An 18920-nucleotide genomic window follows, 5' to 3' on the forward strand; every position below is an offset into this window, starting at 1 on the left:
AAATTAATCAGCCTGACCGCCGAGCAGGCAGACAATTATTCAGGACCGCAGCATCAGCCGTTCATCAGGCGGTGCGATTTCGGTGACGAGATCGCGGATCAGCGCCTTTTTCGGCAGCGGCGCGAGCGTCGTCATTCCCTCTTTGAGCCGAACCGTGCAGGCGTAATCGACCTTGCCATCGATCAGCATCATGCATTCCTTGCACGCATTCGCATTGATGCAGGAGAAGCGAAACGCCAGCGAGGGATCCATGCCGCGCCTGATGGCACGCAAGCCATCGAGAATGGACTGGCCGTGCTCGAAGGGAATATCGAACGTGTCGTGATGCGGCGCTTCACCGAGTGCGCCGCGCTGAATGCTGAGTGTCGCTTTCATGCGGCGGCCTTTCCGGTGGTGGGCATCACTTTGCGCAGGGTCATGTCGCCATCCGACATCGACACGATCTGGTTGATGCTCCACGCATCATCCAGACCGAGATGATCGTCACGCTGATGCGCGCCGCGGCTTTCGGTACGCGCCAGCGCCGGTATGGCAACCGATTGCGCGACAGCGAGCATGTTGCGCAGATCGAGCCAGTCGGCCAGCACTGGATCGAAGCTTTCCGCTGACGCGAATGGCGTATCGCCGATATCGGCCTTCAATTGCGCGATGGCTGATATCGCCGCACGCAATTTCGCATCGGTGCGGAACGGACCGACATCGTCGGCCATCACGGCCTGCAGCTTCGCGATGACCGCTGCGGGATTTGGCGCATCACGTTTGCTGGCACTGCGCAGCAGATCGATGGTCGGCTTCGCCGCATCAGCAAACCACGTCGCAGTGCCCTGCTTGGCACGCTCGGCGGCGCTGCGTCCTGCCCGCGCGCCAAACACAAAGGCTTCGGTGATCGCATTACCCGACAGCCGATTGGCGCCATTGGCGCCGCCGACCGCCTCCCCGCAGGCATAGAGCCCGGGCACGCCGGTCGCCATCATCTCGTCCACGCGAACGCCGCCCATATGATAATGCGCGATCGGCGCAACCTCGACCGGGCGCTGCGCGAGATCGATGCCGTTTTCGGCGAGCCGGTCCACCACCGGCCCGAACGCCTTGCGGATTTCCGCCTCCGGCACATGCTGGAAGCTCAGATAGGCGCCGCCGGCGGGGCTGCCGCGGCCGGCTTCGACCTCCTTGGTAATCGCATAGGTGGCGAGATCACGCGTTAGCACATAGGTGCCGTCGCTGCGCTTGTCACGCGTTGCATAGTCCTCTTCGAATTCGCGCATCTCGGAATTAAGCAGCTTGCCGCCGAGCTTGTAGCGGAACGGGTCCCACATGATCGGATCCATGCCGACGAGGCGCGGCGCGAGATGGCCGATCGGGAAGAACTGCACGAACTCCATGTCGATCAGTTCGGCGCCGGCGCGTAGTGCCAGCGCATAGCCGTCGCCGCCCATATTCGACGACGCGCTGTTGCGGCGATAGAGACCGGTAAGCCCGCCTGTCGCGATCACCACGGCCTTCGCGGCCAGCGTCACCGCCTGCCCGGTCGGCAGATGCAGCGCCGTAGCGCCGCAGGCTTCGCCATCACGCAGCGCGATATCGACGATGGTGAGATCGCCGATGCGGCGAATGCCGCTGGCGCTGTTGAGTTGCGTACGCAGCGTCTTCGACACTGCGGGACCGGTGGAGAGAAAGTCCACATAGGCACAACGCGGCCGATCATGGCCCGGCGCCTGTGCCTGCTTGATATGGCCGTCCTCGCGCGCCCAGCCGACCTTCCAGGCATCCATCTCGCGCAATCGCTGCGGGCCATCTTCACACAACAACGCAGCGAGACGTTCGTCGCACAGCCCGCGGCCGGCCGCGAGCGTATCGGCAAAGTGATGTTCCCAGTGATCTGGTGTCTGCTCGCCCAAAGCGGCTGCGACCGTCATCTGCGCCATGACAGTGGCGCCGCCGCGCCCGATCAGGCTCCGATCGGCGAGAACGACCGACGCGCCGCCCTTCGCTGCTTCCAGCGCCGCATACATGCCGGCGCCGCCAGCGCCGATCACGAGAACATCGGCTTCGAGATGGGTGGGAACCGAAGTATTGGGAGAAGGTGATGTCATGGTCAGGCGAGTGTCTCTTCAAACAAAGGCGTTGTCAGCAACCGTCGCCGGGCCAGAACCATGCCACGCGGCGTCTCCCGTCGTCAGATCTCCGTGCGCAGGATCGCCCGCGCCAGTGTCTGTGCACGCGGAACGATGCTCTCGATGTCCAGCCACTCCAGGTCGGTATGGACATTGCCGCCGACCGGGCCAAGACCGCAGAGCGTCGGCGTGCCGACGCTGGCGGTGAAACCGGAATCTGCACAGCCGCCGGCAAATTCGCCGGTCAACGTGGTGAGGCCCGAGTCGACAGCGGCCGCCTGATAGGCTTCGAACATCGCCTTCGCCGCAGCGTCCTGCACCAGCGGCAGGAATTCGCCGTTGATATGCAGCTTTGCCGTCGTGCCCGGCACGGTCGACGTCGCAATAATCTTCTCGATGGCGCCCATGATGGTCGCGCGGTCCGCCGGATCGATGTAACGGAAATCGATCTCGCCTTCGGCATGCGGCGCCGTGGTGTTGACCGACTGTCCGCCGGACACCAGGCCGACATTCAGCGTGATGCCCTTGTCCATATCGGTCAGCGCATGAATCTGCACGATCTTGTGCGCGAGTTCGCCGATGGCACTGATGCCCACCGAGAAATTGTTGCCGGAATGCGCGGCCTTGCCGAATACCTCGAAGCGCATGAACACGCCGCCCTTGCGGCCCGTGGTGATATTGCCGGTCGGACGTCCCGGTTCCGAATTATAGACGGCGCGCGCCGCACGGCCCTCGCGCTCGATGATCGGCCGCGACGAGCGCGACGCGATCTCCTCATCGCCGGTGATCAGCAGCTTGATGGGGCACGGCGCAGCATCGAACTTCTTTAGCGCGGCGGCCACGAATACGTTGATGACGACGCCGGCCTTCATGTCGGCAACACCAGGCCCATGGGCCAGATTGCCTTTAATAGTGAAGGGGCGCTTGGCGACTTCGCCCTTGGGAAACACGGTATCGCGATGGCCCATCAGCAGGATCGGCTTTTCGTTGCTGCCGGGTTTGGTGATCAGCCCATGCACGGCATCGCCATAGACATCATGAGGCTCGCGCCAGGTTTCGATGCCGTATTCGGCGAAGTGCTGTTCGAAACGAGCGCCGACGGCATCGACACCTTCCTTGTCGAAGGAGCCGGAATCGATGTTCACGACGTCGCGCAGCAGGTCGATCATCGGCTGCTTCTGGGACGCGAGCCAGTCGATGATCTGGGTTTCGGTAGTGTTCAACATGAATTGTCCTTCGGTCACTCTTGAGCGCTTGCGTTGCGCGTTCTTACTTCGCCATCGCCACGACGGGCGACGCTACATTCGACCTGCGCATCATCATGCGCGCAATGGCTTCGCCGATCACCACCGTGGTGAAATGAGTGTTGGCGCGGCAATCCGACGGCATGATCGACGCATCGGCAATGCGCAGACCCTTGAGGCCCTTCACGGTGCCATCCGGATTGACCACGCCACCCGTATCCTTGAAGCCGGTCATGCGGCAGGTGCCGGCGGCGTGCTGGATATCGCCGGTGTCACGGCGCAGCACGGCTTCAAGCTCGCGCGTCGGCAACGCCGCCGCCTGCGGCAGCGTCATGTCGGTATCGGTGAGGCGGATCCAGTCCGCGATGCCGGCCAGCGCCGGCTGCGTGGTGATCACGGCAAGCCGCTTCACGGCATCGACCATCCGCAGCATGTCGCGGGGGTCTGCCAGCATGTTCTCCTCGACGATCGGGTCGATCGACGCATCGGTCGATGCGAGCTTCAGCGTGCCGCGTGAGAACGCATTGAACAGGCCGGCGCCGATGGCACCGGGATTGCCGATGCCACGGTGATTGAACGCGATCAGGATCATGTCGCGCTTGCCGCCCTCGGCCAAGCCCGACGAGTAAGTTACACAGCAATTGGTGTGGCGGGTGTCCCGATCCTTTGGCGCGACGGCATCCTGCAGCTTGAGGGTGGTGCGAAACAGCGGATGATCGAAGAAATTCCGGCCGACGGGCAGATCGCACTCGACAGCGATGCCCATGTCCTTCAGCTCGTCCGCCGGACCGATGCCCGAGCGCAGCAGGATCGCCGGGCTGTGGATCGAGCCACCGCATAGCACGATCTCGCGCGCGCTGATTTCCTGCGTGCCCTGCCCCTCGAAGTGCACGATCACACCGGTCGCCTGACCGTCCTTGATCACAACGCGGTCGACCAGCGCATGACCGCGGATTTCGAGATTGGCGCGGCCGCGCGCCGGTTCGAGATAGGCTTCATTGGTGGAGATGCGACGCAGATCGCGGCTGTTGATCGGATAGCAGGCGACGCCTTCGCCATCCGGTCCGTTGACGTCGTCGCACCACGCATAGCCCGACGCCAGCGCCGCATCGCGCAAGCCATTGTCGATCGGCCCCCATGTCTCCGGCGGCGCGCGATAGACCGGCAGCGGACCACCACGGCCATGGCCGGGCCTGTCGCCGAAGTCCAGATCATCCTCGATCACCGAGAATAGCGGCATGACGTCCCTGGCCGACCAGCCGGTGCACCCCAGCGATGCCCATTCGTCGAATGCAGCGGCGACACCGCGGATCGCGATCTGGCCGTTCATCATCGACGAGCCTCCGAGGCCCTTGCCGCGCCAGTAGAAGCGCTGATCCTGTCCGGCAACGCGACGCGAATGCAGCTGCGGCCACTGCCACTTTTCCTGGAATTCGCGCTGGTGAATGATCGGGATCGGGTTCGCTGTGGTGACTTCCCACGGCGCATCCGCCGCGCGCCAGTCGAGCCCGGCTTCCAGCAGCAGCACGCGCGTGGCGGGATTTTCGGAGAGCCTGGCAGCCACGGCAGCGCCGGCAGATCCACCGCCGACGACGATCACATCATACATAGTGCTTCATTTCTTTCTGCTGCGGCGCCCTACGCCGATCTTGTCCGGCCGAACACGTGCAAAATCCGTTCCCGCCATTATGCGCCCGGTGCACAGCAGACGCCAGCACGCGCGCTGCAGAGGCAACGCGCGGCAAAGGCATGGCGGTTGGAAAAATATGGCCACAAGTTGTGGCGGTGATGGATTGAACGGAAAGAGCCGCCTCAGAGGGGATCGCCAGGCTTCTTCGCCGGCGGATCCTCATCGAGAATCGCGCGCCATCCCGCACCTTCCAGATCCTCATACTGTCCGCTTTTCAGCGACCACATGAAGGCCCAGAGGCCGAGCAACCCAAGCGCGAGCGCCAGCGGCACGAGGACGACGAGGGACTGCATGGTTGGACCTATTTCAGCACGAGGCGGTTCTTCGACAGGAACATGCGCTGTCCGCCGGCCTCGCCTTCAAGCACCAGATCCCACAGTCCCGGCGCAAGTTCGGCGACCTTGCCGCGATGGACCACGCCCCCGGCCCCGATCAGCTCAACCGGCCGGTCCGCGCGACGATCGGCCGGCCGCTCCAGCCGCCCGGTGAAACTCAGCCCCGTGATCGGATTGCCGTGACGATCGCGCGCTTCGACACGGACCGCGGCATCACCTGCAGCATCGCGCTCGACATGCGCGCTGACCTTCCAGCCGCGACTGCTCTGGCCACGCGCGGCCTCGATCTCGTTGCCGTAAGCGAGGCTCGCTGTATAGGGACTATCCACTTCGACACCCGGCAGCGTCTCCAGCGCGAATTTCATCATGACGACATTGACGCCGATGATCATGCCGAAAAACAAAACCAGGCAGATCAGGACAAACCGGCCGGTGATCGGACGAGGTGCGGCAACGGCGGCGCTCATGCTGTTCTCCTTCACGGTGCAACGAAATGATCGGTCGCCGACGCCATGTCATCATGGGCGGCATCGGTGACACGCATCACGAGCGGGAGCGACTTCTCGGAATTGATTGCCGCGGGCGCCGTCACCAGTACGCGCAGCTCGGTGGTCTGGTCGCGGCCCAGCACAATCTCCGGCCGACCCGTAGACGCGGCATCCATGCCCACCACGTGCACCGTGGCATTTGCCAGCCCGTTGACGTCGAGCGTGACCACGCGGCCGGCGCCGCGCTTGTTTAAGAGGCGCACCGTATAGGCATTGCGGATCGAACCGTCGCTCAGGCGCACAGCGACCGGATTGCGATCGTGCAGCACGTTGATGTCGAGCAGCGAACGGTTCAGCAGCGCGTAGAGCATCACCGCACCGACAGCGACAATCATGCCGACATAGGCCACCGTACGCGGCCGGATAATACGATAAATCTCCGGCTTGCCCGCCTTGCGCCTGGCAATGTTGAGGTCGGTGTCGTAGCCGATCAGCCGGGTCGGCCGGCCGATCTTGCTCATCACGCCGTCGCAGGCGTCGATACACAACCCGCACTGGATGCAATCCATCTGCAAGCCATTGCGGATATCGATGCCGACCGGGCAGACGTTGACGCATTGATAGCAATCGATGCAGTCGCCTGCGGGTTGGCCGAGCGCGCGCAGCTCGGCCGCCTTCTTCAACGAGGTCCGCTGCTCACCGCGATCGGTCTTGTAGGTGACGTTGAGCGCCCATTCGTCGGTAAGGGCCGCCTGGATGCGAGGCCACGGGCACATATAGAGACAGACCTGCTCGCGCATCCAGCCCGCCAGGGTGTAGGTTGTCGCCGTCAGGATCGCGATCCAGATATAGGCCAGCGCCGGCGCCTGGAACGTCACGAGTTCCCTCACCAGCGTGGGCGCATCGTTGAAATAGAGCACCCAGGCGCCGCCGGTCCACCATGCGATCAACAGCCAGATCGAATGCTTCATCGTCAGTTCGACGACACGCTGCAGCGTGAGCCCTTCGGCCTCCTTCTTCATCCGCTCACGGCGGTCGCCTTCGATCAAACGCTCGACGGCAAAAAACAGGTCGGTCCAGACAGTCTGCGGACAGAGATAGCCGCACCAGACGCGACCACCGACGGCGTTCATCAGGAACAGCGTGAGGGCCGCAAGGATCAGTAGGCCGGTGAAGAAATAAACTTCCTGCGGCCACAGCTCGATGAAAAAGAAATAGAAGCGACTGTTCGGCAGGTCGACCAGCACCGCCTGATCGGGAGCACCGGGACCGCGGTTCCAACGCACGAAGGGCAGCAGATAATAGATGCCAAGGCAGACCGCCATCAGCGCCCATTTGACGTTGCGATACCTGCCGGAGACCTTCTGCGGATAGACCTTCTTCTGCTCCGCATAGAGCGGGCCGTAGTCGAATTCCTCGGGTGCAACGGGCTTGTTCATGGAGGTCACTCTCGTCTTTGGAATGACCCTAGACTTCGCCGGTGCGATGCAATTGATGTACGTCAAAGGCACGCGCGGGATTGGCCGCGCGCGCTATGACTTATTGTCCACCCCCCAGCGAATGGACATAGATCGTCAGTGCCTTGATGGTCGCCGGATCGAGACGGCCAATCCAGGCCGGCATCACGCCGTTGCGGCCATTGGTGATGGTCTCGACGATAGTCGCTTCGTCCGAACCGTAAAGCCAGATATTATCGGTCAGGTTCGGCGCCCCCATGTCGGGATTTCCCTTGCCGGCGTCGCCGTGACACGAGGCGCAGTTGTCGGCGAACAGCTTCTGGCCGACGTTGGCGTCGTAACCCTTGGCCGTCGGCAATCCGGACAGTGAGCGCACGTAGTTCGCAACCGTCTCGATCTCCGGCTTCTTCAACATACCGTCACGACCGAAAGCCAGCATCGATCCTTCATGCGATTCCGCATGGGCGGAACGCGCGCCGAACTGGATGGTCTTCTCGATCTGCTCCAGTGTGCCGCCCCACAGCCAGTCGTCATCGTTCAGATTGGGGAAGCCCTTGGCACCGGTCGCACCAGTGCCGTGACACGGCGCGCAATTGTCACCGAACACCACACGGCCTCTGGCGCGCCCCAGCGCCAGCAGAGCCGGATCCTTCTCGATTTCCGCGAGCGGTGCAGCGCCGAGCGCCGCCATCTTGCCTCCGCGGATCTTCTCAAGATTGGCGAGATCGACGGCGACATCCGCGCGTGACGAATAGCCTATGACGCCCGTCGCGTAGCTCTGCACCAGCGGCCATGACGGATACACGACCCAATAGCCGATCGCCCACACGATGGTGAGATAGAAGGTCATCACCCACCAGCGCGGCAGTGGCGTGTTGAGTTCCTTGATACCATCCCAGGAGTGACCTGTGGTGGTCTTGCCGGTGGCCTTGTCGAATTCACCTTCGTGATCGCTCATGATCTGATCAATCCTCTCGCAACGGCTGACGCGCAGCTGCGTCAAACATCGCCTTGTTGCGGGGCCACAATGCGTAGGTCAGAATTGCGATGAAGATTCCGACAAAGACCGGCGTCCAGAATGTGAGGACGAGGTTCGACGCGAAGTTCTCGACGGTCAGGATTGCGCGCATGCTTCCATCTCCTCAACGGAGGTTTGCTTTTTCGTTGTAGAGTTTGAAATCGACCAGCGTGCCCAGCATCTGCAGATAGGCGACCAATGCGTCCATCTCGGTGGGCAGCCCCGGCTTGCCGTCGAAGTTACGTGCCACCGATTTCGGGTAGCGCTTGAGCAGCGCGTCGGTATCGCCATTGTCGGGATCGGCCTGGGTCTTCAGGTCCGCCACCGCATTGGTGATCTGATCGTCCGTATAGGGAACGCCCACCGCGCGGTTGGTGCGCAGATGATCGGCGATGGTCTCGGTGCTGACAGGCGTCTCGGTCAGGAACTTGTAGGACGGCATCACCGATTGCGGCACGATGGCGCGCGGATTGCTCAGATGCGTGACGTGCCACTCATCGGAATACTTGGCACCGACGCGGGCCAGATCCGGCCCCGTGCGCTTCGAGCCCCACTGGAACGGATGGTCATACATGCTCTCCGCCGCGAGCGAATAGTGCCCATAGCGTTCGACCTCGTCACGCAGCGGCCGCACCATCTGCGAATGACAGAGATAGCAGCCCTCGCGGACATAGACGTTGCGCCCGGCGAGTTCGAGCGGTGTATAGGGCCGCATGCCCTCGACGGCCTCGATGGTGCTCTTGAGATAGAACAGTGGCGCGATCTCGACGATGCCACCGATGGCAATGACGAGAATGATGCCCACGATCAAGACGATCGAGTTCTTCTCGAAGATTTGGTGCCGACTCCAGAACGACATGATTGATCCTCACTCAGCCGGCTGCAACGTTGCGCCAGGGCTCGACAGCGCGCCCTCTTCCGCCTCGCCGACGCGCACGGTCATCCACAAATTCCAGGCCATGATCAGCGCACCGATCAGGAACAGCCCGCCGCCCGCTGCACGGATGATGTAGAACGGGTGCATCGCTTCGACGCTTTCGATGAAGGAATATTCGAGGAAGCCCAGCGACGTGTAGGCACGCCACATCAGACCCTGCAGGATGCCCGACACCCACATCGCGGAGATGTAGAGAACGATGCCGAGCGTCGCGATCCAGAAGTGCCACTCGACCAGCTTCAGGCTGTAGAGCTGTTTGCGATTCCACAGCCACGGCACCAGGCAGTAGAGCGCGCCAAAGGAGACGAAGCCGACCCAGCCAAGCGCACCGGAATGCACGTGGCCAATGGTCCAGTCGGTGTAGTGGCTGAGCGAATTGACGACCTTGATCGACATCAGCGGACCTTCGAAGGTCGCCATGCCGTAGAACGCCACTGACACCACCAGCATGCGCAGCACTGGATCGGTGCGCAGCTTGTCCCATGCGCCGGACAGCGTCATAAGGCCGTTGATCATGCCGCCCCAGGAGGGCATCCACAGCATGATCGAGAAGGTCATGCCGAGCGTCTGCGTCCAGTCGGGCAGCGCCGAATAGTGCAGGTGATGCGGACCGGCCCAGATATAGAGGAAGATGATCGCCCAGAAGTGCACGATCGACAGCCGATAGGAATAGACCGGTCGCTCGGCGCGCTTCGGAATGAAGTAATACATGATGGCGAGGAAGCCGGCGGTGAGGAAGAAGCCCACCGCGTTGTGGCCGTACCACCACTGGAACATGGCATCCTGCACGCCGGCCCAGGCGACATAGGACTTGGAGCCGAAGACCGAGACGGGCAGCGCAGGGTTATTGCCGAGATGCAGCACCGCGATGGTGATGATGAAGGCGAGATAGAACCAGTTGGCGACGAAGATATGCGGCTCCTTGCGCTTCACGAGCGTCATCAGGAATACCAGCAGATAAGTCACCCAGACGATGGTCAGCCAGAGATCGGCATACCATTCCGGTTCGGCATATTCCTTGGATTGCGTGACGCCGAGCAGATAGCCGGTGCCGGCAATGACGATGAAGAAATTATAGCCGAGCACGACGAACCACGGCGCAAGATCGCCAGCGAGCCGGCTACGGCAGGTCTTCTGCACCACGAAGAACGAGGTCGCGATCAGCACGTTGCCGCCAAAGGCAAACACCACCGCCGACGTATGCAGCGGCCGCAGCCGGCCGAACGAGGTCCAGGGCAGATTGAAGTTCAGGTCCGGCCACGCCAACTGCATGGCGATCAGCAGACCCACCGTGAAGCCGGCGATGCCCCAGAACACCGAGGCCGCAGCAGCGAACTTGATCGGTCCGAAATTGTAATTCGGCCGCCCGTCGATCTCCTGCGGTGGCAATGCGCCGCGCTCGAAATAACGATTGAGGATGACGAACACGGAGGCCAGGCTGGCGAAGCCGGCCAGCGTCACGTGGAAGGCATAGGCTGCATCTTCCGCCTTGGCCGCTGCGATGATGGAGAGAAATACGGTGGCCGCGAGGATCACGGTCAGACCGGCCTCTCCGATCGTCATCCACTTCACGCTGTCAGTCTGGTTCGTCATGATGATTCTTTCCCGAGCACGCACCCATCAATCACGGCGGCGCGCTCAGTGAATTGATTGAAATCAAAGTCGGGGGAAGCTCGCTTGCTGGCTGCGCGAGGCGTCAGGCGAGAGCGGGAGCCGCGACGGATTCGGTGTCCAGCAGCCGGATGCGGCCCGGCAGAATCTCGATCGCGCCGCGGCGTTCGAGCTTGGCCAGCGTCCGGCACACGGTCTCGACGGTGAGGCCGAGATGATCGGCGATATCGCGTCGGCTCATCGGCACCGGAAGCGGATCGACATCGCGGCCGAGCCGTGCCAGCCGGTCGCGCCAGCATGTCAGGAATACTATCAGTTTCTCTTCAGCCACGCGGCGGCCCAGCGAGAACATCTTGTCATGTGCGTCAACGATCTCGGCCGCCATCAGCGCGACGATCTCGTTCAACACGTAGGGCCGGTGACTGGCGAATTGCGCGAATTTCTCACGCGGGATTTCCCAGACCACTGCAGGACCGATTGCAGCGGCGGACACTTCATGATGCCCCTGCGTTGCAATCTCGAGGATGTCGCCCGGCAGCGCAAAACTTGTGATCTGGCGACGATTACCGCATTCGGTCCTGTAGATGCCGACCACACCCTCGACCACACTGAAGCATTTGCCAGCCGGCGCTCCCTGCGTGAACAGGACATCCTGCGAAGTATAGGGCACCCGCTCGCCCAAGGCCATCAACTGACGCAGATCGGCGGCGCCCAGATGAGACAGGAAGCCGCCCGGCTGCACAGCCGCATTCGCACAAGGTGCAGCGAACGACGATGCAGCCATCAGCTTTGTCATGCGCTCTCCGGGTTTCGTTGGCCTCGCGGAAGTGCGGGGCACTTTTGGATAACCGGATCAGCGCAGCACACATTGATACACATCAATCGCCTCTTACCTCTCCCCGCATCTTGCGCGGGGAGAGGTCGGGTCGCGCGCATCGCGCGTGATCCGGGTGAGGGGCGACGCACTGCAGTTGTCGCCTAACAAGACCTATCGAATCGAAGAAGCAGAGATGGCAGTGGCTGAGGTGCCACGCCCCTCACCCCACCCCTCTCCCCGCGCAGAGCGGGGAGAGGGAGCCGGTCGCGTCTGCCGCAACTATTCAACTCTAACGCGGCCGGATGAAACTAAAACATCTCGCTTTCGATGGCCGCAACCGTCCCGACATTGAGCAGATGCGCACCCCAGCCGCGTTTCGCCAGCACATGCGACAGCCCCGGCGACACCAGCAGCAACAGCGCAGTCATCATCAGCGGCACTACGCTGAGCCAGTCGATGCGCACCGGCGTGAGCTCTTCGGTGCTGCCGGCATAGTCGCCACGGCGACACCAGATATCGCGGCAAATGCATAGCAGATCGCGCCTGTCGCCGCCGCGCTGCGCCCTGCCGAGCAGCGCCTGCATGGCCTGATGGGTGACAACATCCTCGCGCGTCGCTGGTGCGACATCCGGCGTCTCGTCCAGCGAGATCCGCAGCAGCAGATCGACCAGATCAACGCCGGCCAGATAAGCCGCCATCGGCTCGACCAGCCGCGGATTGCAGTCGATATAGAATGGCCCGCTGTCGTCGTCCGGCATGATGAAGTCGATCGACAGCGCGCCGTGCCATGCGAGATGCCGACCGACGGTTGCGAGATCGTCGCGCACGCGATCACGCCGCACGCTGCGCTTGATGGCATCGCCACCGCCGGCACCCTCCATGATCTGCCGAGTGGCGTGAAAGCCGATCAGCTCACCGCGGGAGAACACGCCCTGCGCCTTCTCGGTCGCGCCGTTGACGCGGGCCTGCACCAGCACCTCGCCGGCAAAGCCGTTGCCGTCCTCAAGCTCTCTCATTGCCAGCGCGAGGTCGGCACCGTCACGCACCACCCAGACGCCGCGGCTCGCGGTGCCGATGGCCGTCTTGATGACGCAGGGAAAACGGACAGCGGCGCGGAGCGCAGCGGCGCCGGCGACGATCTGGGTCTCGGGTTGCGGCAATCCAAGCTCGCTCAAAACGCGGCTGAAGCCGGCCTTGCTATGCGCCGCCCGGTAGCTCGCGAAGGACGGCAAGGCCAGGCCGGCCAGCGGCCTCAGCCGCTCCTGCACTTTCGCGAACAGGAAGCCCTGTTCGTGGATTGGCAGTAGTACGTCATAGTCGCCCGTCGCCAGCAGGCCTTCGATGAACCGCAGGAAGCCCAGGGGATTTTCCCGCATTCCCGGGCAGCGGTGATACATGCGGACAAATCGCGAGAACCGCGCCAGCCCGGCAGCGGCGGGATCGCAGACATCCACCACATGGCCGGCGAGGCCGAGCACGGTGACAGCCTCCCGCGCGGAGGTGCTGGTGCCTTCCGACAGCAGGATCCGCAGCGGCTTAAAATTCGGGCGGCTCGTGGTCATGCTCAATCATGTCGCATTCTTGGGCCGCCGTCGCGCGTCCGGATGCCGCTCTGCACGGGCCGCAACACCTGCATGTCGCAGCGCTGATAGACATTAACCTGCTGAGAACGTAGGCATAGCGCACCTTTTCGAGGCTGCAAAAAGCGGCCGTCAGCCGCCTTGGGTGGAAACGCATATGGTCGATATTCCGGCCTCGACCTCGCATCTCGCGTCGCGTGACCACGTCCCTTCGGCGACGCGGACGCTGACGGCGATTTCCACTGCGCATTGGGTCAGCCACTTCCACATTTTCGTACTGCCAATGCTGTTCCCGTTCCTGAAGGACCGGCTCGGCGTCGGCTATATCGAACTCGGCTTCGCGCTCACTACGTTCGCTGTCGTCTCCGGCCTCACTCAGGCGCCGATCGGTTATCTCGTCGACCGCATCGGCGCACGCAAGATCCTGATTCTCGGCGTCATGCTCGGCGGCTGCGCGCTGATCGCTCTCGGCCTGTTGCTCAGCTATCCCGCGCTCATCGTCTGCGCCGCGCTGCTCGGCCTCGCCAACAGCGTCTATCACCCGGCCGACTACGCCATCCTCGCCGCGCATATGGACGAGTCGAAGATGGGCCGCGCATTTTCGATCCATACATTCGCAGGCTTCGTCGGCGGCGCAGTCGCGCCTCCCCTGATGGCGGCACTGCTGGTCGGTATCGGCGGCCAGGGCGCGCTGATCGTCGCGGGAGCCATCGGCGTGGCGATCGCACTGATGCTGATCGTGGTCGGCATTCCCGATGCCGGCGCGATGGCTGATGGCGATGACGCCAAGGGCGCCGAGTCGCCGAAGGTCAGCATGATGACCCCGGCGATTCTGATGCTGACGCTGTTCTTCACGCTGCTGTCGCTGTCGCAGAATGGCATCAACAGCTTTGGCATCGTCGCGCTGATGAACGGCTACAGCACATCGCTGTCATCGGCGAATATCGCCCTCACCGCTTTCCTCGCGGCCAGCGCCGTCGGCGTGCTTGCCGGCGGCTGGCTGGCCGATCGGACCAGACACCACAGCCGCGTCGCTGCCGTGTGTTTCACGATCAATGCCGCCATCATCTGTGCCATCGCAGCGTTCACGCTGCCGACGCCGGTGATCGTCGCGGCCATGACCACCGCGGGCTTCCTCGGCGGCGTGCTGACGCCGTCGCGCGACATGCTGGTGCGCGAGGCCGCCCCTCCCGGCGCCGCCGGCCGCGCCTTCGGCATCGTCTCCACCGGCTTCAATTTCGGCGGCATCATCAGCCCCATCCTGTTCGGCTGGTTCATGGATCACGCGCTGCCGCATTGGGTGTTCGGCGCCTCCGCCTGCTTCATGGCGGCGACGGTGCTGCTGGCGCTGGTGTCGGAGCGCAAGCGATAACGGGTTGTCGTCCCCGCCTGCGTGGGGACGGCGGGGAGCGGTTCTGTTATAGTCTCCGCCGCATGCTCACGGTTCGCCATCTCACCAAATCCTATCGTTCAGCCCAGGAACAGGTCGCCGTTCTGCGCGGTGTCGATCTCGACGTCGCCGCAGGCGAGAGCGTGGCGCTGACCGGCGAATCCGGCAGCGGCAAGAGCACGCTGTTACATCTGATCGCCGGCCTCGATGAAGCCGACAGCGGCGAGATCCAACTCGGCGACATCATCGTCACCGGCCTCCATGATTCCGCCCGCGCCGCCTTACGCCGCGATCGGCTCGGCCTCGTGTTCCAGCAGTTCAACCTGATCCCGTCGCTATCGGTCGCGGACAATCTGGCGTTTCAATCGCGCATCTCCGGCAAGCATGACGCAGCCTGGCAAAACGAACTCACTGAACGCCTCGGCCTCGGCGCGCTGCTCAAGCGCTATCCCGAACAACTCTCCGGCGGCCAGCAGCAACGCGTCGCCATCGGTCGTGCGCTGGCCTCGAAACCGCTGCTGCTGCTCGCCGACGAACCCACCGGCAATCTCGACGAAGACACCGCCGACGACGTTCTGAGGCTGGCGCGCGATCTCGTCGCCCGCACCGGCTGCGGCTTCCTGATGGTGACCCATAGCGAGCGTCTCGCGGCCACGCTGGATCGCCGCATCCATCTTCATGCCGGATTGATCGCGTGAGACGCGCGCTCTGGATCCTTGCGGTGCTACTCAGCCACTGGCGCCGGCATCCGATGCAGTTCGCGACACTCCTGATCGGCCTGATCGCCGCGACCGCATTATGGAGCGGCGTGCAGGCGCTCAACCAGCAGGCGCGCACCAGCTATGACCGCGCCGCCGCCGCCTTCGGCGGCACGCGCACGCCGATGCTGGTCGCGACCAATGGCGGCGCGTTTGCGCAACAGCTCTTTATCGAGCTCCGCCGCGCGGGCTGGCCGGTGTCCCCTGTGGTCGAAGGCCGGATCTCCATTGGCGGCCGCTCGGTGCGCCTGCTCGGCATCGAGCCGGTGACCATGCCTGTCGAAGCCAGCGCTGCGACGGAGATCGGCAGGACCGGCGCGCAGGCGTTTCTCACGCCGCCCGGTCAGGCGCTGATCGCGCCGGAAACGCTGGCCAGCCTCGGCCTTACTGAGGGTGCGACGCCTGCGCTCAACGACGGAGCCCTGCTGCCGCCGTTGAAATTGCAGCCGCAGCTCGCGCCCGGCGTGCTGGTGGTCGATATCGGCATCGCACAGAAACTGCTGAAGATGCCGGACCAGATTTCACGCCTGCTGATCGGCAGCGCCAAGGGTCCGCGTACATCGCTGGGGAGCGTCGCCGGCGATCGGTTGCGGTTGGTGCAGCCCGATGCGGAGACCGACCTCGAACGTCTCACCGATAGTTTCCATCTCAATCTCACCGCCTTCGGCCTGCTATCCTTCTTCGTCGGGCTGTTCATCGTCAATTCGGCCATCGGCCTCGGCTTCGAGCAACGACTGCCCATGCTGCGCACGCTGCGCGCCTGTGGCGTCTCGGCGCGGCAGCTCAACAGCGTGCTGGTGCTGGAGCTTGTCAGCATCGCGCTGATCGCCGGCGCCATCGGTCTCGTCTGCGGATACTTCATCGCAGCATCGCTGCTGCCCGATGTTGCGGCCAGCCTGCGCGGGCTCTATGGCGCGCAAATCCCGGGGCAACTTACACTGAAGCCCGAATGGTGGCTCGCGGGCCTCGCGATCTCCATCATTGGCGCCCTGCTGGCGGCGACATCGAGCCTGCTGAAAGCTGTCCGCCTCCCCTTGCTCACCACCGCACAGCCCTATGCCTGGCAACAGGCACAGCATCGCTGGCTGCGGCTGCAAGGCACGGGCGCATTGCTCGTGTTCATCGCTGCCGGGCTCGCGCTCTGGCTTGGCGATTCACTGATTGCTGGCTTTTTCGTGCTGGCGGCGCTCCTGCTCGGCGCTGCGCTCGCATTGCCGGTCATTCTTGGCATCGTCCTTGCCGGCGGTGAACGCAGCACGCGACGGCCACTCGTCACATGGTTCTGGGCCGACAGCCGGCTGCAACTCTCGGGCCTGTCGCTGGCGCTGATGGCGCTGCTGCTGGCGCTCGCCGTCAATGTCGGCGTCGGCACCATGGTGGAGAGTTTCAGCCGGACCTTTACGGGCTGGCTCGACGGGCGGCTGGCGTCCGAGATCTATCTGAACGCGGCCAGCGAGAAGCAGGCGAGCGAGATCAAGACCTGGCTGAAGACGCGCCCCGACGTGCAGGCTGTTCTGCCCGGCAGCCGCACCGACGTGCAGTTCAATGGTGCGCCGATCGAGCTTCTCGGCTTCGCCGATCACGCCACCTATCGCGATCAATGGCCGCTGCTGGATTCTACCAGCGACGCATGGGATCGCGTGCGCACCGGCGACGGCGCGCTCATCAGCGAACAACTCTCGCTGCGCATGAAGCTCAAACTCGGCGACCGTCTGGACGTGCCGACGCCGACCGGCACATGGCCGATGGAGATCGTTGCCGTGTATGCGGATTACGGCAATCCCAAAGGCCAGATCGGCGTGAACATCGATGCGCTGGTCAAACATTTCCCTGATATTTCGCAGACCCGCATGGGCCTGCGCGTGGCCCCCGCGGCCGTGCCCGCGCTGATCGACGCCATCCGCACGCGCTTCGGCCTTGATGGCCGCAGCGTGGCTGACCAGACAACGGTGAAAACGGAATCGCTTGCAATCTTCAACCGCACTTTCGCGGTGACTGCAGCGCTCAATGCCTTCACGCTCGGCGTCGCAGGCGTCGCCTTGCTCACCAGCCTGCTCACATTGAGCAATTCGCGTCTGCCGCAACTGGCGCCGCTCTGGGCCATCGGCATCACGCGCCGTCGGCTGGCCGGGATCGAGCTGTTGAAGACGCTGTCTGTTGCCTTGATTACCTCACTGCTGGCGCTGCCGCTCGGGCTGCTGGTGGCCTGGTGTCTTATTGCCGTCGTCAATGTGAAGGCCTTCGGCTGGCGACTTCCGTTCCATGTGTTTCCGCTGCAACTGGTCCAGTTGCTCGGCGTTGCCATGTTGGCCTCGCTGCTCGCAGCTCTGCTACCGATCTTGAAGCTGCTGCGCATGCAACCGGCCACACTGGTGAAAGTGTTCGCCAATGAGCGCTAGCCTCATCACGCGTCGCAGTTTGATCGGCGGCATCGCGCTGCTCGGGCTCGGCGGTTCACGCACATTCGCCCAGGGCTTTGCCGGCCTCGGCCGAGACGCCGAAGGTTTTGCGGCTGTCGTTCCGGGGCGTCCTCTCGCTTTTCCGGCCGATCACGGCCCGCATCCGGATTATCGCATCGAATGGTGGTACCTCACCGCTAATCTCACGGACGCATCGGGCAATGCCTATGGCGCGCAGTGGACGCTGTTTCGTCAGGCGATGGCGGCGGGCGCGCAAGGCGACGGCTGGGCAACGCCGCAGATCTGGATGGGCCATGCGGCGGTGACATCGGCAACCGCGCATCATACAGCCGAGAGTTTTGCCCGCGGTGGCGTCGGTCAGGCCGGTGTCACGACGACACCGTTCCGTGCATGGATCGATGCGTGGGAAATGCGCGGGCTTGAGAACTTCGACGACGTGTCGATTGCGCCGCTCGACGTGTCCGCTTCGTCAGCGGATTTCAGCTATCGGCTCCGGCTCACTGCGCAGCAACCGCTGGTGCTGCAGGGCGACAACGGCTTCAGCCGCAAATCCGAACGCGGACAGGCGTCTTATTACTACAGCCAGCCCTATTTCACCGCATCGGGCGTGCTGACCCTCGACGACAAGGAGATTGCCGTCACCGGCCGCGCCTGGATGGACAGGGAATATTCGAGCCAGCCGCTGGCTTCCGACCAGACGGGCTGGGACTGGTTCTCGCTGCATCTGCCCGATAATGCAAAGCTGATGCTGTTTCGTCTCAGGCAGAAAGATGGCGCGCATTATTTTGCCGGCAACTGGATCACGCCGGACGGAAAATCCGAACAGCTTGCCTCAGGCGCCATAGATATGACGCCGACAGTCATGACGGAGATCGCGGGCCGCAGGATCCCGACGTCATGGAAGGTATCGATCGCATCGCGCGGATTGCAGATCACGACCTCGCCGCTGAATGCCAGGAGCTGGATGACGACGAGCTTCCCATATTGGGAAGGGCCGGTGAGCTTCACCGGCAGCCACAGCGGCGTGGGTTATCTTGAGATGACGGGATATTAGGGGGCTA

The 18920-nt window shown here is 63.4% G+C and carries 17 protein-coding genes; 4 read left to right on the plus strand and 13 right to left on the minus strand.

The features are described 5' to 3' along the window. Window positions 1-39 precede the first annotated feature (39 nt). From AB7813_RS18010 to AB7813_RS18070, 13 genes are all read right to left on the minus strand, one after another. Window positions 40-375 carry a 2Fe-2S iron-sulfur cluster-binding protein gene (locus AB7813_RS18010; RefSeq protein ID WP_439065231.1) on the minus strand — a complete coding sequence of 112 codons (336 nt, stop codon included), beginning with the start codon at window positions 373-375 and terminating at the stop codon, window positions 40-42. After that, on the minus strand, window positions 372-2093 hold the full coding sequence (locus AB7813_RS18015) for an FAD-binding protein (RefSeq protein WP_439065232.1): 1722 nt from the start codon (window positions 2091-2093) through the stop codon (window positions 372-374). The genes AB7813_RS18010 and AB7813_RS18015 overlap by 4 nt, the downstream gene beginning before the upstream one ends. Window positions 2094-2176: 83 nt before the next feature. Then, a complete protein-coding gene (locus tag AB7813_RS18020; RefSeq protein WP_244528046.1) occupies window positions 2177-3340 on the minus strand; it encodes a M20 family metallopeptidase in 1164 nt (387 codons plus the stop codon). A 43-nt stretch (window positions 3341-3383) separates the two neighbouring features. After that, a complete protein-coding gene (locus tag AB7813_RS18025) occupies window positions 3384-4967 on the minus strand; it encodes a GMC family oxidoreductase (protein ID WP_231078865.1) in 1584 nt (527 codons plus the stop codon). 203 nt (window positions 4968-5170) lie between these two features. Further along, window positions 5171-5341, minus strand: a complete 171-nt coding sequence (ccoS, locus tag AB7813_RS18030; protein WP_089267801.1) for a cbb3-type cytochrome oxidase assembly protein CcoS — start codon at window positions 5339-5341, stop codon at window positions 5171-5173. Window positions 5342-5349: 8 nt separating this feature from the next. Next, window positions 5350-5850 carry a FixH family protein gene (locus tag AB7813_RS18035; protein ID WP_439065233.1) on the minus strand — a complete coding sequence of 167 codons (501 nt, stop codon included), beginning with the start codon at window positions 5848-5850 and terminating at the stop codon, window positions 5350-5352. Between the two features lie 11 nt (window positions 5851-5861). Continuing rightward, window positions 5862-7310: a cytochrome c oxidase accessory protein CcoG gene (gene ccoG, locus AB7813_RS18040; RefSeq protein WP_439065234.1), complete on the minus strand. Its 1449-nt coding sequence runs from the start codon at window positions 7308-7310 to the stop codon at window positions 5862-5864. A gap of 100 nt (window positions 7311-7410) precedes the next feature. Next, the gene (gene ccoP, locus AB7813_RS18045; RefSeq protein WP_439065235.1) at window positions 7411-8286 is read right to left on the minus strand and encodes a cytochrome-c oxidase, cbb3-type subunit III; all 876 of its coding nucleotides are present in this window, start codon (window positions 8284-8286) and stop codon (window positions 7411-7413) included. A 7-nt stretch (window positions 8287-8293) separates the two neighbouring features. Next, a complete protein-coding gene (locus tag AB7813_RS18050) occupies window positions 8294-8458 on the minus strand; it encodes a cbb3-type cytochrome oxidase subunit 3 (protein WP_068729582.1) in 165 nt (54 codons plus the stop codon). A 12-nt stretch (window positions 8459-8470) separates the two neighbouring features. Next, window positions 8471-9205, minus strand: a complete 735-nt coding sequence (gene ccoO / locus AB7813_RS18055) for a cytochrome-c oxidase, cbb3-type subunit II (protein ID WP_439083902.1) — start codon at window positions 9203-9205, stop codon at window positions 8471-8473. A gap of 9 nt (window positions 9206-9214) precedes the next feature. Continuing rightward, a complete protein-coding gene (gene ccoN / locus AB7813_RS18060; protein WP_439084262.1) occupies window positions 9215-10846 on the minus strand; it encodes a cytochrome-c oxidase, cbb3-type subunit I in 1632 nt (543 codons plus the stop codon). A gap of 133 nt (window positions 10847-10979) precedes the next feature. After that, window positions 10980-11690 carry a Crp/Fnr family transcriptional regulator gene (locus tag AB7813_RS18065; protein ID WP_439083901.1) on the minus strand — a complete coding sequence of 237 codons (711 nt, stop codon included), beginning with the start codon at window positions 11688-11690 and terminating at the stop codon, window positions 10980-10982. 329 nt (window positions 11691-12019) lie between these two features. Then, entirely contained in the window at window positions 12020-13273 is a 1254-nt protein-coding gene (locus AB7813_RS18070) for an ATP-grasp domain-containing protein (protein ID WP_439083900.1), read from the minus strand. Between the two features lie 175 nt (window positions 13274-13448). On the opposite strand from AB7813_RS18070, the gene AB7813_RS18075 reads away from it, so the two are divergent. The 4 genes from AB7813_RS18075 (at window position 13449) to AB7813_RS18090 (ending at window position 18913) form a co-directional block, all read left to right on the plus strand. Then, window positions 13449-14663 carry an MFS transporter gene (locus tag AB7813_RS18075; protein WP_439083899.1) on the plus strand — a complete coding sequence of 405 codons (1215 nt, stop codon included), beginning with the start codon at window positions 13449-13451 and terminating at the stop codon, window positions 14661-14663. Between the two features lie 62 nt (window positions 14664-14725). Continuing rightward, complete coding sequence (locus tag AB7813_RS18080; protein ID WP_439083898.1) at window positions 14726-15379, plus strand: ABC transporter ATP-binding protein; 654 nt, start codon at window positions 14726-14728, stop codon at window positions 15377-15379. Continuing rightward, on the plus strand, window positions 15376-17838 hold the full coding sequence (locus AB7813_RS18085) for an FtsX-like permease family protein (protein ID WP_439083897.1): 2463 nt from the start codon (window positions 15376-15378) through the stop codon (window positions 17836-17838). The genes AB7813_RS18080 and AB7813_RS18085 overlap by 4 nt, the downstream gene beginning before the upstream one ends. Continuing rightward, on the plus strand, window positions 17828-18913 hold the full coding sequence (locus AB7813_RS18090; RefSeq protein WP_439083896.1) for a lipocalin-like domain-containing protein: 1086 nt from the start codon (window positions 17828-17830) through the stop codon (window positions 18911-18913). The genes AB7813_RS18085 and AB7813_RS18090 overlap by 11 nt, the downstream gene beginning before the upstream one ends. Window positions 18914-18920 lie beyond the last annotated feature (7 nt).

Origin of the sequence: Tardiphaga sp. 20_F10_N6_6 (assembly GCF_052076045.1) — a bacterium.
Taxonomy (GTDB): Bacteria; Pseudomonadota; Alphaproteobacteria; order Rhizobiales; family Xanthobacteraceae; genus Tardiphaga; species Tardiphaga robiniae.

What these genes read in the sequence shown, in the direction of transcription:
- AB7813_RS18010 (WP_439065231.1), bottom strand. Translation starts at nt 375, where the DNA reads ATGAAAGCGACACTCAGCATTCAGCGCGGCGCACTCGGTGAAGCGCCG.
- AB7813_RS18015 (WP_439065232.1), bottom strand. Translation starts at nt 2,093, where the DNA reads ATGACATCACCTTCTCCCAATACTTCGGTTCCCACCCATCTCGAAGCC.
- AB7813_RS18020 (WP_244528046.1), bottom strand. Translation starts at nt 3,340, where the DNA reads ATGTTGAACACTACCGAAACCCAGATCATCGACTGGCTCGCGTCCCAG.
- AB7813_RS18025 (WP_231078865.1), bottom strand. Translation starts at nt 4,967, where the DNA reads ATGTATGATGTGATCGTCGTCGGCGGTGGATCTGCCGGCGCTGCCGTG.
- ccoS (WP_089267801.1), bottom strand. Translation starts at nt 5,341, where the DNA reads ATGCAGTCCCTCGTCGTCCTCGTGCCGCTGGCGCTCGCGCTTGGGTTG.
- AB7813_RS18035 (WP_439065233.1), bottom strand. Translation starts at nt 5,850, where the DNA reads ATGAGCGCCGCCGTTGCCGCACCTCGTCCGATCACCGGCCGGTTTGTC.
- ccoG (WP_439065234.1), bottom strand. Translation starts at nt 7,310, where the DNA reads ATGAACAAGCCCGTTGCACCCGAGGAATTCGACTACGGCCCGCTCTAT.
- ccoP (WP_439065235.1), bottom strand. Translation starts at nt 8,286, where the DNA reads ATGAGCGATCACGAAGGTGAATTCGACAAGGCCACCGGCAAGACCACC.
- AB7813_RS18050 (WP_068729582.1), bottom strand. Translation starts at nt 8,458, where the DNA reads ATGCGCGCAATCCTGACCGTCGAGAACTTCGCGTCGAACCTCGTCCTC.
- ccoO (WP_439083902.1), bottom strand. Translation starts at nt 9,205, where the DNA reads ATGTCGTTCTGGAGTCGGCACCAAATCTTCGAGAAGAACTCGATCGTC.
- ccoN (WP_439084262.1), bottom strand. Translation starts at nt 10,846, where the DNA reads ATGACGATCGGAGAGGCCGGTCTGACCGTGATCCTCGCGGCCACCGTA.
- AB7813_RS18065 (WP_439083901.1), bottom strand. Translation starts at nt 11,690, where the DNA reads ATGACAAAGCTGATGGCTGCATCGTCGTTCGCTGCACCTTGTGCGAAT.
- AB7813_RS18070 (WP_439083900.1), bottom strand. Translation starts at nt 13,273, where the DNA reads ATGACCACGAGCCGCCCGAATTTTAAGCCGCTGCGGATCCTGCTGTCG.
- AB7813_RS18075 (WP_439083899.1), top strand. Translation starts at nt 13,449, where the DNA reads ATGGTCGATATTCCGGCCTCGACCTCGCATCTCGCGTCGCGTGACCAC.
- AB7813_RS18080 (WP_439083898.1), top strand. Translation starts at nt 14,726, where the DNA reads ATGCTCACGGTTCGCCATCTCACCAAATCCTATCGTTCAGCCCAGGAA.
- AB7813_RS18090 (WP_439083896.1), top strand. Translation starts at nt 17,828, where the DNA reads ATGAGCGCTAGCCTCATCACGCGTCGCAGTTTGATCGGCGGCATCGCG.